General features: G+C 72.1%; 9 protein-coding genes and 1 pseudogene. 3 read left to right on the plus strand and 7 right to left on the minus strand.

Annotation, left to right across the window (positions count from 1 at the left end):
* The first annotated feature begins 10 nt into the window (after positions 1-10).
* From QMK61_RS02640 to QMK61_RS02650, 3 genes and pseudogenes are all read left to right on the plus strand, one after another.
* Positions 11-1,816: an ATP-binding protein gene (locus QMK61_RS02640; protein ID WP_302070225.1), complete on the plus strand. Its 1,806-nt coding sequence runs from the start codon at positions 11-13 to the stop codon at positions 1,814-1,816.
* Positions 1,813-2,259, plus strand: coding sequence for a response regulator (locus tag QMK61_RS02645; protein ID WP_302070227.1), 447 nt, complete (start codon positions 1,813-1,815; stop codon positions 2,257-2,259). The genes QMK61_RS02640 and QMK61_RS02645 overlap by 4 nt, the downstream gene beginning before the upstream one ends.
* Before the next feature lie 38 nt (positions 2,260-2,297).
* Positions 2,298-3,867: pseudogene (locus tag QMK61_RS02650) on the plus strand (response regulator).
* A 15-nt stretch (positions 3,868-3,882) separates the two neighbouring features.
* On the opposite strand, the gene QMK61_RS02655 reads toward QMK61_RS02650, so the two are convergent.
* The 7 genes from QMK61_RS02655 to QMK61_RS02685 all read right to left on the minus strand — a co-directional run bounded on the left by QMK61_RS02655 (position 3,883) and on the right by QMK61_RS02685 (position 15,054).
* Positions 3,883-5,283 (minus strand): sigma-54 dependent transcriptional regulator, encoded by a 1,401-nt coding sequence (locus QMK61_RS02655; protein ID WP_302070228.1) that lies wholly within the window; start codon positions 5,281-5,283, stop codon positions 3,883-3,885.
* A gap of 72 nt (positions 5,284-5,355) precedes the next feature.
* Positions 5,356-6,432, minus strand: coding sequence for an alpha/beta hydrolase (locus tag QMK61_RS02660; RefSeq protein WP_302070229.1), 1,077 nt, complete (start codon positions 6,430-6,432; stop codon positions 5,356-5,358).
* 56 nt (positions 6,433-6,488) lie between these two features.
* A complete protein-coding gene (locus QMK61_RS02665) occupies positions 6,489-8,150 on the minus strand; it encodes a trehalase family glycosidase (protein ID WP_302070230.1) in 1,662 nt (553 codons plus the stop codon).
* Between the two features lie 37 nt (positions 8,151-8,187).
* Entirely contained in the window at positions 8,188-10,002 is a 1,815-nt protein-coding gene (locus tag QMK61_RS02670) for a tetratricopeptide repeat protein (protein WP_302070231.1), read from the minus strand.
* Between the two features lie 163 nt (positions 10,003-10,165).
* Entirely contained in the window at positions 10,166-12,418 is a 2,253-nt protein-coding gene (locus QMK61_RS02675) for a glycosyl hydrolase family 65 protein (protein WP_302070233.1), read from the minus strand.
* Between the two features lie 24 nt (positions 12,419-12,442).
* Positions 12,443-13,795, minus strand: a complete 1,353-nt coding sequence (locus QMK61_RS02680) for a sulfatase (RefSeq protein ID WP_302070234.1) — start codon at positions 13,793-13,795, stop codon at positions 12,443-12,445.
* Complete coding sequence (locus tag QMK61_RS02685) at positions 13,792-15,054, minus strand: MFS transporter (RefSeq protein ID WP_302070235.1); 1,263 nt, start codon at positions 15,052-15,054, stop codon at positions 13,792-13,794. Before QMK61_RS02685 ends, QMK61_RS02680 begins: the two co-directional genes overlap by 4 nt.
* Between the last annotated feature and the right edge of the window lie 104 nt (positions 15,055-15,158).

Here is a 15,158-nt window from a genome sequence, read left to right on the forward strand (position 1 = left end):
GGGCGGAGTGATGATCCGTAAGGGTATGCGGGACGTGGTGGCGCTGCGCTGGCGCATCGTCGGCCTGCTGTTCGCCGTGCTGGTGATCGTCGCGCTGCCCTACATGATCACCCGCAGCGGCGTGAAGTCGGCGCTGACGGCCAGCGAGCAGGTCACCCGCTCGGCCGAGACCGGCGCGCTGGTCTACCGCATCGCCTACGTGGTGCGCGACAGCGAGGCGGCGATCTACCGCATGCTCGGCGGCGAGCGCGGTGCCAACGTGCTGGTGCGCGCGCAGCGCGCCGACCACGACGTGCCGCGGCTGCTGGACGAGCTGCGCGCGCGCAGCGACGAGGAGCCCGGCCAGCAGCCGCGCGCGGACGCGCTGGCCGCCGCGGTGAACGGCCGCCTGGCGCTGATGGACCAGGCGCTGCTGCACTACCAGCGCGGCGACCTGGCCGGGGCCGTCAGCGCCATGCAGGACGCCGGCCGGCTGTACAACATCGACGACCTGACCAGCCATGTCGCCGGCAGCCAGGAGGACATCCTGCAGGCGCGCCGCAACGACGCGCAGGCGGAATCCTTCGACAGCCGCATGGTGCTGGCGATCACCGCCGGCGCGCAGATCCTGCTGCTGGCCATCGTGGTGGTGGTGTCCGAGCGCCAGATCGGCAAGCGCCTGCGCGCGGAGATCCGCGAAGGGCAGGCGGTGCGCCGCTCGCGCATGATCCTGCAGGCCGTGCGCGAGCCGATCGCCCTGCTCGACGACCAGCTGCGCACGCTGCTGGTGAACAACGCCTTCAGCGAGCTGTACGGCGTGCCCGAGGAGGCCCGCGCGGCGCCGCTGGAGGAGATCGGCGGCGGCGCCTGGACCGACGGCGCCCTGCTGCAGCGGCTCACCGACGTGCTGGCGCGCGACCGCGAGCTGTGGGACTACGAGCTGGTCCAGCGCACCGTGGACGAGGTGGAGCGCCACGTGGTGATCAACGCGCGCCGCCTGCAGCGGGACGAGAGCGACGCGCCCACGCTGCTGCTCACGGTGAGCGACGTCACCGCGCGCGCGCTGGCCGAGCAGCAGGTGAACGAGCTGAACCACCAGCTCGAGGGCAAGGTGGCGCAGGTCTCCGACGTCAACCGCGAGCTGGAAGCCTTCAGCTACTCCGTCTCGCACGACCTGCGCGCGCCGCTGCGCCACATCGCCGGCTTCGCCGGCAAGCTGGAACAGCACCTGGGCGAGCAGGCCGACGAGCGCGCGCGCCACTACCTGGACGTGATCGGCAGCGCGGCGCAGCGCATGGCGCAGCTGATCGACGACCTGCTGGTGTTCTCGCGCCTGGGCCGCGGCGCCATGCGCCTGCAACCGGTGGACATGCAGTCGCTGGTGGACGAGGCGTGCGCGCTGGCCGAGTCGGAAGCGCCCGACCGCCGCATCGAGTGGAAGATCGCCCCGCTGCCGGTGGTGATCGGCGACGAGAACATGCTGCGCACCGTATGGCAGAACCTGATCGGCAACGCGGTGAAGTACACCGGCCAGCGCGAGCTGGCGCGCATCGAGGTGGGCGCGCAGCGCGCCCGCAACGGCGACTACGAATTCACCGTCGCCGACAACGGCGCCGGTTTCGACATGCAGTACGCCGGCAAGCTGTTCGGCGTGTTCCAGCGCCTGCACCGCGCCTCGGAGTTCCCCGGCAACGGCATCGGCCTGGCCAACGTGCGGCGCATCGTGATGCGCCACGGCGGCCGGGCCTGGGCCGAGGCCGAGCCGGACCAGGGCGCGCGGTTCCATTTCACGCTGTCGGCCGAGCCGGCGGCATCCGACAAACGGGAGACCCGATGAAACAAGGTTGCTTGCGTCCCATCCTGCTGGTCGAGGACAGCCTGGCGGACGCCGAGATGGCGATGGACGCCCTGCAGGAGGCCAACCTGGCCAACCCGGTGGTGCACGTGGAGGACGGCGTGGACTGCCTGGACTGGCTGCACGCCCGCGGCGCCTTCGCCGGGCGCAGCGACGGCGACCCGGTGGTGGTGCTGCTGGACATCAAGATGCCGCGCATGAGCGGGCTGGAAGTGCTCACCCACATGCGCGAGGACGAGCGGCTGCGGCGCGTCCCGGTGGTGATCCTGTCCTCCTCGCGCGAGGAAAGCGACCTGGCGCGCAGCTGGGACCTGGGCGCCAACGCCTACGTGATCAAGCCGGTCGACGTGGGCCAGTTCTTCGCCGCGGTGCGCACGCTGGGGCAGTTCTGGGCGGTGCTCAACCAGTCGCCGGAAAGCGCTTGAGACGGACCATCGGAGCGGACATGGAACGGCCAGGGGGCATGTCGGAAAAATCCAGCAACGGCACGCTGCCGCGCATCCGGGTGCTGCAGGTGGAGGACAGCCGGCCCGACGCCGAGCTGACGGTGTCCGAGCTGGAGGCCGACGGCATCGAATGCGAGGCGCGCGTGGTCGACGACGAGGCGGGCTACCTCGCCGCGCTGCAGGAGTTCCGGCCGCACATCGTGCTGTCCGACCTGAGCCTGCCCGGCTTCTCCGGCCAGCGCGCGCTGGCGCTGCTGCGCGCACGCGACGAGGACCTGCCCTTCATCTACGTCTCCGCCACGCTGGGCGAGGAGGCGGCGATCGAGGCGCTGCGCAACGGCGCCACCGACTACATCCTCAAGCAGAATCCGGCGCGGCTGGCCAGCGCGGTGCGCCGCGCGCTGCGCGAGGCCGACGCCCAGCGCGCACGCCGGCGCGCCGAGGGCGAGCTGATCCGGGCGCAGCGCTTCGAGAGCCTGGCGATGCTCGCCGGCGGCCTCAGCCATGACCTGCGCAACCTGCTGCAACCGTTGCTGCTGGCCGGCGACAGCCTGCAGGACTACCAGGACGACCCGCGCCTGGCGCGGCTCGGCGCGCTGGTGCGCGACTGCGGCCGGCGCGGGCTGGAGATGGTGCAGTCCATGCTTTCGTTCACGCGCGGCGCGCGGCGCGCGGCGCGCCGAGCAGGTGCGCGTGGGCGACCTGCTCGACGCGCTGGGCCTGCTGCTGCAGGGCAGCGTGCCGCGCACGGTGCGGCTGCGCGTCGATGCAGCCGATCCGGAGACCGCCTTCGAGGGCAACCACACCGAGCTGCAGCAGTGCCTGCTGAACCTCTGCCTCAATGCGATCCAGGCCATGCCCGACGGCGGCGAGCTGCGCGTGGAGGCCGCGCGGGCCACGCCGCCGCCCGGCTTCTTCCTCGACGGCGAAGAGGCGCAGCAGGGGCCGTACCTGCGCCTCACCGTGGCCGACACCGGCATGGGCATGGACGAGGCGGTGCAGGCGCGGCTGTTCGAGCCCTTCTTCACCACCAAGGCGAACGGCACCGGGCTGGGCCTGGTCTCGTGCAAGCGCATCGTCGACAGCCACGGCGGCGTGATGCGGATGGACAGCGCGCCGGGCGAGGGCACCCGCTTCCACCTGTACCTGCCGCTCGACGTGCAGGCCGACGAGGCCGGCGCGGACGAGGTGCCCTGCCTGCAGGGCGAGGCCGAACGGGTGCTGGCGGTGGCCGAGGAGGCCGCGCTGCTGTCGCTGCTCAGCGACACGCTCGACGCCTGGGGCTACCAGGTGCATGCCAGCCAGAGCGGCACCGCGGCGCTGCAGTGGATCGAGGCCGGCGGCCTGCCCGACCTGGTGGTGCTGGACGCCGACATGAGCCTGTTCACCGCCGAGCGCACCCTGGCGGCGCTGGCCGGTCGCGGCTACGCGGGCGCGGTGATCATGCTGGCCGGCGCGGACACCCCGCCGCCGCCCGCGACGGCGGTGCCTTCGCCGCGCGTGCACGTGCTGGACAAGCCGTTCGGCACCGGCCGCCTGCTCCGCTGCGTGCGCCAGGCGCTGGGCCGCGGCGCCCCGCGGAAATAGGCCGGCCGGGCCGGTTCAGTCGATGCCCAGCTTCTTCAGCTTGTAGCGCAGCGCGCGGAAGGTGATGCCGAGCTTCCGCGCGGCGGCGGTCTTGTTGTAGCGCGACTCCTCCAGCGCCTTGATGATGGCGGTGCGCTCGAGGTTGCTGATGTAGTCGTCCAGGCCGCCGTCGGCGGTGGGCGGGGGCGGCGCGGCGGCCGTGGCGAGTGCCGGCGCGCCCGCGGGCTCGCCGTGCGGGCGCGGCGCGCGCACCGGCAGCATCAGGTCGGCGGCAGTGATGCTGTCGCCGTCGCACATCGCCATCGCGCGTTCCAGGATGTTCTCCAGCTCGCGCACGTTGCCGGGAAAGTCGTAGGCCTCCAGCGCCTGCTTCGCGTCCGCCAGCAGGCGACCCTCGTCGCCGCCGTTCTTGGCGGCGAGCTGCTTCAGCACGAACGCGGCCAGCAGCGGCACGTCGCCGCGGCGCTCGCGCAGCGGCGGCACGCGCAGCTCGATCACGTTGATGCGGTAGAACAGGTCCTGGCGGAACTGGCCCTGCTCGACCAGCGCGGCCAGGTTCTTGTGCGTGGCGGAGAGGATGCGCACGTCCACCGGCACTTCCTCGCGCGCGCCGATCGGGCGCACCGCCTTTTCCTGGATCGCGCGCAGCAGCTTCACCTGCATGTGCAGCGGCAGCTCGGCCACCTCGTCGAGGAACAGGGTGCCGCCGTTGGCGGCCTGGAACAGGCCTTCCTTGTCGGCGCCGGCGCCGGTGAAGCTGCCCTTGCGGTGGCCGAAGAACTCGCTTTCCATCAGCTCGGAGGGGATCGCGCCGCAGTTCACCGGCACGAAGGGGCCGCCGGCGCGCGGACCCTGCTCGTGGATCAGCCGCGCCACCAGTTCCTTGCCCACGCCGGACTCGCCGGCGATGTACACCGGCGCCTGGTTGCGCGCCAGCTTGCCAATGGTGGCGCGCACCTGCTGCATCGCGGGCGAGTCGCCGATCAGCCGGCCGCCGGCGGCCGTGGCGGTGGCCGCGGTGGCCGCGCCGTCGCCGCCGCGCTTCTCCTCGCCCAGCTTCAGGGCAGTGCGCACCAGGCGGCGCAGCATCTGGATGTCCACCGGCTTGGAGACGAAGTCGAACGCGCCGGCCTTCAGCGCGTTCACCGCGGCGTCGACGTTGCCGTAGGCGGTGATCATCGCCACCGGGGTGTCGGGGTGCTCGCCGGCGATCAGCTCGATCACTTCCTGGCCGTTGCCGTCGGGCAGGCGCATGTCGGTGAAGCACAGGTCGTAGCTGCGTTCACCCAGCGCCTGGCGCGCCTCGGCCACGGTGCCTACCGCATCGACCTTGAGGTCCATGCGGCCCAGGGTGATGGTGAGCAGTTCGCGGATGTCGCGCTCGTCATCGATGACCAGGACGGTCTGGTGGCTCATGGTCACTCATGCTTGCAGTACTTCCCCCCGAGGATACTCGCCGGGCGTACGGGGGGCAAAGCGTGCGCGACCTCACCGGGCCAGCCGGCGCCGGAAGAAATCCGCCATGGTGCGGTAGGCCCGCCGCGACTCGGGCAGCTCCGGGTCGGAGAAGAACGCGTGCCACATGCCCTCCCACACGTGCAGCTCGGTGGGCACGCCGGCCTCATCGAGCAGTTCGTTGCTGCGCACCACCGAGCTCATCGCCATGTCGCGCGTGCCGGTGATCAGCAGGGTGGGCGGGAACCTTGCCAGCAGCGCGGGCGACAGGCCGGGCTGCACCAGCGGATCGCGCGGGTCCGCGCCGCGGAAGTAGGGCAGCGCGGCCAGGCCGAGCGGATGGGCCGGCACGCCCTGGCCGTTGAGCAGCGGGGCGATCCACGACGAATCGCCGCCGAGGTCCAGCAGCGCGCCGCAGAACATGCCGACCGCGCCGGGCACCGGCAGCTTGTCGTGGATGAAGCGCGCCACCGCCTCGCCGGTGAGGACGCCGCCGGCCGAGCAGCCGTAGATGCCGATCTCGCCGGGCGCGTGGGTCTTCAGCAGTTCGCGGTAGACCTTCTCCACGTCGTCGCTGGCGGCCGGGAAGACGTGTTCCGGCCCCTGCCGGTAGTCCACGCCGATCACCTCGATGCGGCCCAGCGCGGCGACCGGGATGGACTCGACCAGGGCACCGCTGCGGGCGCCCCACAGGAAGGCGCCGCCGTGCAGGTTCAGCAGCACGCGGCGGCGGTTTTCCGGCGCCACGCCCTGCGCGGGCCGCACCACGTCGGCGCCCACGCCGGCGATCGTCTCGCGGCGGATCGTCACCGGGTAGAGCTTCTCCATGCGCCGCGCGCGGTCGCTGTTCATGCGGTCGTAGAACGCGCGGCTCGCAGCGATCGGCGCGGTGATCGGCGGCGCCTGGGCGCCCTCGGCGAGCAGCTTCGGGAAGAACGCGCGCGCCTCGGGCGAGGCGAGCGTGGAGTAGGGCACGCTGGCGGCCGGCGCGGTGACGGTGCCGTCGGGGTTCACGCCGGCGGCGGTCTCCTGCGCGGCGGCGCCGGCGACGGACAGGACGGCGCCGCACAGCAGGGCGGCGATGGTGCGCGGAAGTCGGGGGCGGTTCATGGCGGTTCCTCGCAGGTCGCCCGGATGCGGAAGCGCGCCGGGCCGCGCGGGTGGATTCAGTGCGCCGTGGCCGGCCGGCCGGCGGCCCTGGGCGCGGCGGCGCGGTCGAGCAGCTGGTGCAGCTTCAGGTACACGCCGTTGGTCCAGCCGAAGCCGACCACGTTCTGGGTGTAGCCGGCGGTGATCCTCACGTCGGCGTTGCCGAGCGCCACGTTGTATTTCTCGCGGATGGTGCCGTCGCCGGCGAAGCTGCGGTCCACGGTGCCGGTGAATTTACCGGCGAGGCGGCGCGCGTCGGCGTGGAAGCCGTAGGCATCCAGGCCGGCGATCGCCAGCCAGTTCGTCGGCGCCCAGCCGTAGGGCGCGTCCCACTGCGCGCCGGTGACATGCGTGCTCATGGCCAGGCCGCCGCGGCGCTCGAACAGTGGCAACCTGCCTTGCAACGCCCGCGCCTGCGCGGCGGACGCGGCGCCCGCCCACAACGGGTAGAACGTGGTGAGGTAGGGGTCGTCCGACGGCTTGCGCGCCACGAAGTCGTAGTCCATGTACAGGCCCTTCGCGGGCTGCCACAGGTAGCGGTCGATCGCCGCCTTGCGCGCGGCGGCCGCCTGCGCCCAGCGCGCGGCATCGTCGCGCTTGCCGAGGGCGGCAGCGAAGTCGTGCAGGTCGCGCTCGTAGCGGTAGAGCAGGCTGTTAAGGCCGACCGGCGCGTAGTGGTGGGTGGAGCCGGCGAACGGGCCGAAGTGGAAGTTCACGTCGAAGCCGGACTCGCGCATCGCGCGGTCGCCGAGGTAGTAGTCGGCGGCGAGCCGGTAGCCACCCAGCCAGGCGTCGGCGCAGACCTTCGAGGCCGCGACGTCGCAGCTCGTCGCCTTCAGCCGCGCGGCCTCGGTGGCGCCGGGATGCTGCGGGGCCCTGACCAGGTCGCCGGGATCCTCGTCGCGGTGCGCCAGTAGCCAGCGGATCACGCCCTGGTAGTAGCCCGCGTCGCGCATCTCCAGCACCGGGCCGTGGCCGTAGTCGAAGTAGCGCGCCAGGCCGGTGTCGCCGGCGCGGTGCTCGGGGCGTGTCCAGACGTCGTGGTTGCGCACGGCCAGCGGATAGGCCCGCGCCAGCCAGGCGTGCCTTGCGTCGTCGTTTCGGAAGCTGGCCGGGTCGTCCAGCAGCGCGGCGATCATCGCCGTGAGGAACGGCGGCTGCGAGCGGCTGAGGAAGTAGCTGCGGTTGGCGTTGAGCACGCCGCCGTAGTGCGCCACCTCGAACAGCGCGTTGTCCACCATGTCGCGCGCCAGCGCCTCGCGGTGGTCGGCAAGCAGGCCCAGCTCGATGAAGTAGCTGTCCCAGCCGTACATCTCGTTGAAGAAGCCGCCCGGCACCACGTAGGGATGCGGCAGGTAGAGCAGGCCCTGCGCCGGCAGCTTCGTCGCGTCGACGTCGCCGATCTGCCGGATGGCGCGGGGCAGGCGGCGCACGTCGACGCCGCAGGCCTTTCCGGCGCGTTCGAGTTGCGCCGGCAGCGGCAGTTCGTGCGGCAGCCAGACCACCGGTCGCGTGGTGGCGCGACCGTCGCGCAGCGCGCTGCAGTCGTCGATCGAGCGGGTGAGCGTGGGCCAGGCGCGGTGGATGTAGGCCAGCGTCTTCGCCGGGTCGGCGGCGCCCGTGGCGGCCATGGACGTGGCCGTGAACAGCAGCAGGACGAGGCACAGGCGGATTTTCATCGCGACGCTCCCGACGGGTGGGATGGAGGATGGCCGGTCATGCCCGCGGCACCAGGTCGAAGGCGACCGTGAGCCGTGCCCGGTCGCCGTGGAACGGTACGGTGCCGTGCCATGCGTAGGACGGGAACAGCGCCAGCAGGCCGGGCTCGGGGCGCACGCTGTGCTGCGCGGGCAGCGGCGGCGCGGTGGCGATGCCGGGTTCGCCGAAGACGAGGCCGCCGTCCGGCGTGGCGGCATCGGCCATGCCCTCGGGCAGGTCCACGTAGAACGCCGAGGAGATCCAGCCGCGCGGGTGCACGTGGCTCGCATGGAAGCCCGCGTCGCGCAGCCGCACCGACCAGCTGCCGTTGAAGCGGTAGCCGCCGCGGTTGCGGCGGCGCAGGGGATCGTCGCCGTGGCCGATCTGCGCGAGGTAGTCGCGGATCGGCGCGTCGAAGGCCCGGAACAGCGCCTGGATCACCGGGTCGGCGTGGCGCGCCAGGTCCCCGGTGGTCTCGGTGCCGCGGCGCAGCGACTGGAACAGCAGCGGGTGGTCGTGCGGGTCGTGCAGGCGTTCCAGGCTGCGCTTCAGGTCGGCGAGGAAACCGGGCAGGTCCGGCCAGCCCGGCGGCGTCGGCAGGCGATACGTCCGCACCAGGTGCGCGTAGTCGCAGTACACGTCGTGGCGGCTGTCGCCGAGCAGCCGCCAGGCGGTGGCCTGCAAGGCGATCAGGTACTGGTCGTCGGGGGCGCCGGCCAGCAGCGCTTCGCAATGCCGCAAGGCCTCGCGCGCGTCGCCGGTGCCGAGCAGGCTTGCGGCGAGCAGGTTGCGCGCGGCGATGGCGGAGGGCGACAGGCGCAGGGCGCGTTCGGCCAGCACGCGCGCGGCGGCGGGGTCGAATTCCAGCGCGGCGAGGCCCGCGCGTACCAGCAGGGTCGGCGCGGCCTGCGTGCGCGCGGCCGGCGCGGCGAGGCAGGCGTAGGCGCCGCGCGGGTCGCCCGCGCCCTGCAGGATCGCGGCCTTGGCCGCCAGCAGCGCCTCGTCGCCGGGGAACCTCCGCAGGGCTTCGTCGAGCGTGGCGGTGGCCTGCGCGCGGTCGCCGCTGCGCATCCACACCAGCCGCGCGAGGTGGTCGTGCGCTTCGACGTGGCGTGGTTCCAGCCGCAGGCCCTCGCGCAGCGCCGCCTCGGCGCGCGCGAACTCGCCCAGCGCGACCAGGCTGCGCGCGTGGGTGAAGTGGGCGGCGGCGCTGGGGCGGCCGTGCGCCAGCGCCCGGCCGGCGCTGCGTTCGGCCTCGGCGTGCTGACCGGCGGCGCCGAGGGCGATCGCCAGCGCGTGCGCGGCGGCCGGGTCGTCGGGCGCCGCCTCCGTCGCGCGGCGGTAGAACGCGACGGCCTCGTCCTGGCGCCCCAGCGCGGCCAGCGCCGCCACGTGCTGCGCGGCCAGTTCGGCGTGGGCCTGGCCGGCGGCGCACAGGGGCGCGAGCAGCGCCAGCGCCTCGGCCGGTCGTTGCCGGTCGTTGCAATGGCGCGCCAGCAACAACGCGGCGTGAGGGAGTTTCGTGGCCGCGCGGCGCAGCAGGGGCTCGGCTTCGTCGTGGCGGCCGGCGTTGAGCAGCAGTTCGCCCAGCGTGGCGAGGGTGGGCGCCCAGTGCGGGTCGAGCGCCAGCGCACGGCGCAGCAACGCTTCCGCGCCTTCGGCGTCGCCGAAGTGGTGGCGCAGTCCGCCGAGCAGGCGCAACGCTTCGGCATGGTCCGGGTGGTCCGCGATGATGGCTTGGAGCCGTTCGTGCGCGCCGCGCAGGTCGCCGGTTTGCAGCAGCGCGCCGACCTGGCGCATGGCTTCGGGCAGCGTGGGCGAAGAAGTGGGCATGGGAGGTTTTCCGGCCTCCATCATTCCGGTGGGCTTTTTTGCCCGTCATTCCGGCGCAGGCCGGAATCCAGTGACCGCGGGGCAGGAATGAGCCTTGTCGCTACTGGATTCCGGCCTGCGCCGGAATGACGGCGTTGAGGGTCGGCGCTCAGCGTGGGCGTCTTCATAGCGCCCGCCGCACCAGTTTCGCCTTGCCCGTCGCATCGCGCTGCACGGAGACGTCGTACCGCTTGCCGCGGAAATGCACGCCCTTGAGCGTGAGCGACTTCCACGCCGGTGGCAGCACCGGCGCATACGCATCGTCGAGGCCCTTGCCGTCGATGCGCAGTCCGGTGAGGCCGTACTCCAGGCTCTGCAGGAAGCCGGCCGAGGTGGCGAGGATGTAGCCGGCGTTGTTCGCCACGGTCTCGGTGCGCACGTTGAACGGCGGCTTGAGGAAGCCGACCAGGTTGCGGGCGATCCACTGGCCCGCGCCGTGCGCGTCGCCCAGCTCGGCGGAGCCGACGGCGAGCATCACCATCATCATCTCGTTGGGGTCGTCGCCGTGGGTCTTCAGCTCGTGCAGCTGGAAGTCGAAGTCGTTGCGGCGCACCGCCTCGCTCATCGGCAGGTCGAGGTCGGGGTACATCAGCCAGGCCAGCGAGGAACCCATCCAGGTGATCTTGTCGTGCGGCACCGAGGGGTCGAAGTCGTAGTGGCGCTGCGCGGCCGTATCGAACGGGACATACATCCGGTCGGCGATGCGCGACCACTGCGGGTCGGGCGTGGCGCCGACCTGCTTCGCCGCTTTGACGGCGATGCGCAGCGCCTTGCGTGCGGCGGCGTTGGTGAAGGCGTCGTTGGGCACGTCGTCGTAGGCCTCGTCGGGCGAGGTGACGTGCAGGATCCCGTAGCGGTCGTGCGCCGTGTCCCAGGTGACGCGGCTGGCCCAGAAGTCGGCCACGCCGCGGATCACCGGCCAGCCGTATTGCTTCAGCCAGTCGCGGTCGCCGGTGGCGAGCCAGTACTGCCACTGCGCGATGGCGACGTCGGCGTTGACGTGGATCTCGCGGTGCACGCCTTCGGCGAAATGCGGCGTGACCACGGTGCCTTTCTGGGGATCGGATTCCCACGGGTACATCAGGCCCTTCCAGCCGTAGTGCGCCGCCTGTTCGCGTGCGGGCTGCATGGTGCGGTGGCGGAACATCACGATCGGTTTCGCGCGCTCGGGATGCAGCAGCAGCAGCGCGGGGAACACCCACGAGTCGCTGTCCCAGAACGCGTGGCCGGCATAGTTGGGGGTAAGCGCGCAGGCGCCCATCGGCCAGGCGGTGCCGGTGGTGGTGTTGGACAGCAGGTAGTAGAGGTCCGAGTGCACCGCCTTCTGCACGGCGGGGTCGCCGTCGACCACGATGTCGGATTGCCAAAGCTGGTGCCACGCGGCCCGGTGGCGCGCGAGCAGGGCGTCGAAGCCGGTCGCGCGCGCCTGCGTGGCGAGCGCGAGGTCGGCCTTCGCGTCGCCGCCCCAGCCGTCGCGCGAGAGGGCGACGTACTTGGTGAAGGCGTAGGTATGGCCCTGTTCGACGTGCACCACGAGGTCGAGCGAGAGCCGGTACGGCCCTTTCGAGAGTTTCGCGCTCTTCACCTCGATGCCGGCCGGCAGCTGCAGCGCGGCGGCCTCGGCCATCGCCAGGCCCTGCTCGGCGCGGCCGTCCAGCCACAGCGTCAGCGCCTTGGCGTCGCCGTCGTCCGACAGCACCCGCGTGTAGCCGGGATACCACACCGGTGCGCGGTCGGGCGTGGGCACCGGCTTGTTGCCGAGGTCCTGGCCGCTGGCGATCACCGCGGCGATCATCTGGTCGCCGGTGAGTTTGGCAATCGGAAAGCGCGGCTGGTGTTCCGACCACAGGCGGATCGGGAAGGCCAGCTGTACGTCGCCGCTGAATTGCGGCGTGATGCTGAAGCGCACCGCGGCCAGGTGCGGGTCGGCCTGGCTGACGAAGCTGGTCACCTCGACGTCGGTGGCCTTGTTGGCGTAGTCGAAGCGGTAGCGCGTAGCCAGCGTGGCGTCGTGCATGTCCAGCGTCTGCGCGTAGCCGGCGAAGATCTTCGCGTCGAGCCGGGTCGAGTTCAGCCAGCCGCCGCCGGGGTTGTAGTCGATCTCGTTCCAGCCGGGGACCGCCGCGGGGCGCGCGATGTCGTCCTTCGCGTAGTCCATGAAGGCGACCATGTAGCTGCGGTCCGGTTCGGTGCCGCGCGGCGAGGTCATCACGGAGAAGTAGCCGTTGGCCAGGTAGCTCGGGAAATAGCTGCCGAAATCCTGCGCGGTGGCGGTGAGCCGGAAGCTGGCGTCGGTGCCGTCCGCAATGGCATGGCCGGACGGCAGCAGCAGGACGAGGGCGAGGGCGGCAAGCAGTCGGCGTGGGCGGGTCGGCATGGTCTCGGCCTTGTGGATGACGGTTCAGTGCGCGGGGCCGTACGGGTCGGTGACGCCGTCCATCCAGGGATCGTGGGTGGCGATGCGCCATGCGGCCAGTTGTGCGCGCAGCTCGTGCAGCACGGCGGCGTGCGCGGGGTCGCCGGCGAGGTTGGCCACCTCGTCGGGATCGGCGGCGAGGTCGTACAGCTCCTCGGCGGGGCGGTGCAGGAACGCGTCCAGCGTGCGCCGGCCGAGCCGGGCGCCGGGCGTGGCGAGGATCGCCCGCCAGCTCGGCGAACCCGCCACGTCGCCCGCCACCGGCACGGCGAGCGCGGGCTCCAGGTTGAGGAAGTAGCTGTGGCCGCGCGTGCGCACCGAGCGCACCGGGTAGTACTGCTGGATCTCGTGGAAGCTGCGGGTGGCGAACACGCGGTCCCAGCCGGCCGGGTCGGGCGTCTCCAGGATAGTCAGCAGCGAGCGCCCGGGCAGCGGCGCGTAGCGGTAGTCGGCGGGCGCCGCCACACCGGCCCAGTCGAGCAGGGTGGGCGCGATGTCCACCCAGCTCACCATCGCGCGGCAGCGCAGGTTGCCGGCGCGTCGTTGCGGCGAGCGCACGATCAGTGGCAGGTGGATGCCTTCGCGGTAGAGGTTGTCCTTGGCGCCGGGGAAGGCGCGGCCGTGGTCGCTGAGGTAGACCACCAGGGTGTCGTCGGCGTGGCCGGCGGCGGCGAGTTCGGCGAGCATCAGGCCCACGCCGCGGTCGAGCCGGCTCACCGCCTCGCCGTATTGCGCGAGGTCCTCGCGCACCGCGGGCAGGTCAGGCAGGTGCGGCGGGACGCGCACGTCGGCAGGCGCGTAGCGGCGGCGCGGCACCTCCGGCCAGTCGCGGGTGTTGGCGAACTGCGTGGCGTCGCCGGCGCGGTGCGGGTCGCTGTAGCCGATGGTGAGGAAGAACGGGCGGTCGCCCTGCGCACGAATCCAGCGGCCGGCCTCGTGCGCCATCGCGGCCACGTCGCGGTGGCCCGGGCGCTCGGGCAGCAGCCAGGCGTCGTAGCCGAGCAGGATCTCGGGCTTCACGTGCAGCTTGCCGACGATGGTGGTGGCGTAACCGGCCTGCCTGAGCATCCACGGCAGCGTCTTCACGTCGTCGCGCAGCGAGAAGTTGTGCACGTCGTGCGACAGCCCGTACATGCCGTTGGTGTGCGCGTAGAGTCCCGTATACAGCGTGGCGCGGCTGGAACTGCACGAGGAGACCGCGGCGTAGGCCTCGGTGAACAGCGTGCCCTCGCCGGCCAGCCGGTCGAGCGCGGGCGTGTGCACCGCGCCGCCGGCGCAGCCCAGGTCGTAGCCGTGGTCGTCGGCCACCATCAGCAGCACGTTGCGCGGGGCGCTCACGGCGTCTCCCCGGCCATCGCCACGCCGGGCGGCACGCCGTCCACCTTGCGCTTGAAGAAAAACAGGCTCACCAGCATCAGCGAGATCGGCACCAGCGAGAAGTAGAAGGCATGGATGCCGCCGAAGCCGGCGAACACCCGTGCGGTGACGTAGGAGCCGGTGGTGCCGCCCAGCGCCGAGACCACCACGATCAGGCCGGTCATCGCCGCGTGCATCGGCTTGGGCAGCGAGCTCAGCGAGACCGAGTTGATGACCGGGTAGATCGGGCCCATCAGCAGGCCGAGCAGCGGGATCAGGTAGGCCGCCAGCGGCGCGTGGAACCAGTCCACGCCCGGCCGCGCCGCCACGCCGTGGGCCAGCGGCAGGGCCACGACCACCAGCGCGGCCATGCCGATCACGCAGGCGTTCAGCAGCGCGTACCAGTGCACCCGGCGCAGCGCCAGCACGGCGAGGAAGCGGCCCAGCCCGATCATGCCGGCGAGGATGCTGGCGAACTGGATGCTCATCGCGTTCGGCAGCTTCAGCACCTCGTTGTTGAAGGTGGGCAGCCAGGTGCCGAAGCTCTGCTCGATCATCGGGTACAGGAACACCGAGACCAGGAACACGTAGACCAGCGGGCGCGCCAGCAGCCGCGCCATCTCCAGCATCGCGTCGGTGCTGGAGCGGTTGTGGCCGTGCAGGTGCGCGGCGCTTTCGTCCAGCCGCGCGCTGGCGAGCAGCAGCAGGGTGACGGCGCACAGCCCGGCCAGCGTCCAGTACACGTTGAGCCAGGCGGGGTCGGCCGGGTTGGCGGGATCGACGTACAGGCTGAACAGCCAGTTGCCGCCCAGCACGCCGACCATGAACAGGCCCTCGATGGTGTTGGTGAGCCGGCCGTGCGCGGCCTTGTCGGCGGTGAGCAGGCCGATCGAGGAATACACGCCGACCTTGGTCAGCGCGAACGAGAAGCCGACGCTGGCGAACAGCAGCCGCGTGGTAAGGAAACCCGGATGCAGCGGCATCATCACGCAGGCGACGCCGACGATCGCCAGGGCCAGCATCATCGAGCGCCGGTAGCCCATCAGCGGCAGGAACGAGGCGACCGCGAACGAGGCCACCGCGATGGTGAGGTCCTTGTAGCGTTCCAGCGCGCTGGCTTCCGGCTTGTCGATGCCGAAGCTGGCGATCGACTGCAGGATCACCGTGCCCACGCTGTTGAGCAGGATGGCGAAGACCATGTAGATCAGGGCCAGCGCGACGATGATGCGGAATCGGTTCATGCGGCATTGCCTGCGGATGGGGCTGCGGCGGCCTGTGGGTGGCGGGGCCGTGTCGCTCGCCACCGCGGCCCACGATGGCACGCGGCGGGTGCCGCGGCCACTCC

Origin of the sequence: Fulvimonas sp. R45 (genome assembly GCF_030504985.1) — a bacterium.
Taxonomy (GTDB): Bacteria; Pseudomonadota; Gammaproteobacteria; order Xanthomonadales; family Rhodanobacteraceae; genus Rhodanobacter_A.

Excerpts from the sequence above, each read along its gene's own strand:
- QMK61_RS02640 (WP_302070225.1), top strand. The coding sequence starts at position 11 with ATGATCCGTAAGGGTATGCGGGACGTGGTGGCGCTGCGCTGGCGCATC.
- QMK61_RS02645 (WP_302070227.1), top strand. The coding sequence starts at position 1,813 with ATGAAACAAGGTTGCTTGCGTCCCATCCTGCTGGTCGAGGACAGCCTG.
- QMK61_RS02655 (WP_302070228.1), bottom strand. The coding sequence starts at position 5,283 with ATGAGCCACCAGACCGTCCTGGTCATCGATGACGAGCGCGACATCCGC.
- QMK61_RS02660 (WP_302070229.1), bottom strand. The coding sequence starts at position 6,432 with ATGAACCGCCCCCGACTTCCGCGCACCATCGCCGCCCTGCTGTGCGGC.
- QMK61_RS02665 (WP_302070230.1), bottom strand. The coding sequence starts at position 8,150 with ATGAAAATCCGCCTGTGCCTCGTCCTGCTGCTGTTCACGGCCACGTCC.
- QMK61_RS02670 (WP_302070231.1), bottom strand. The coding sequence starts at position 10,002 with ATGCCCACTTCTTCGCCCACGCTGCCCGAAGCCATGCGCCAGGTCGGC.
- QMK61_RS02675 (WP_302070233.1), bottom strand. The coding sequence starts at position 12,418 with ATGCCGACCCGCCCACGCCGACTGCTTGCCGCCCTCGCCCTCGTCCTG.
- QMK61_RS02685 (WP_302070235.1), bottom strand. The coding sequence starts at position 15,054 with ATGAACCGATTCCGCATCATCGTCGCGCTGGCCCTGATCTACATGGTC.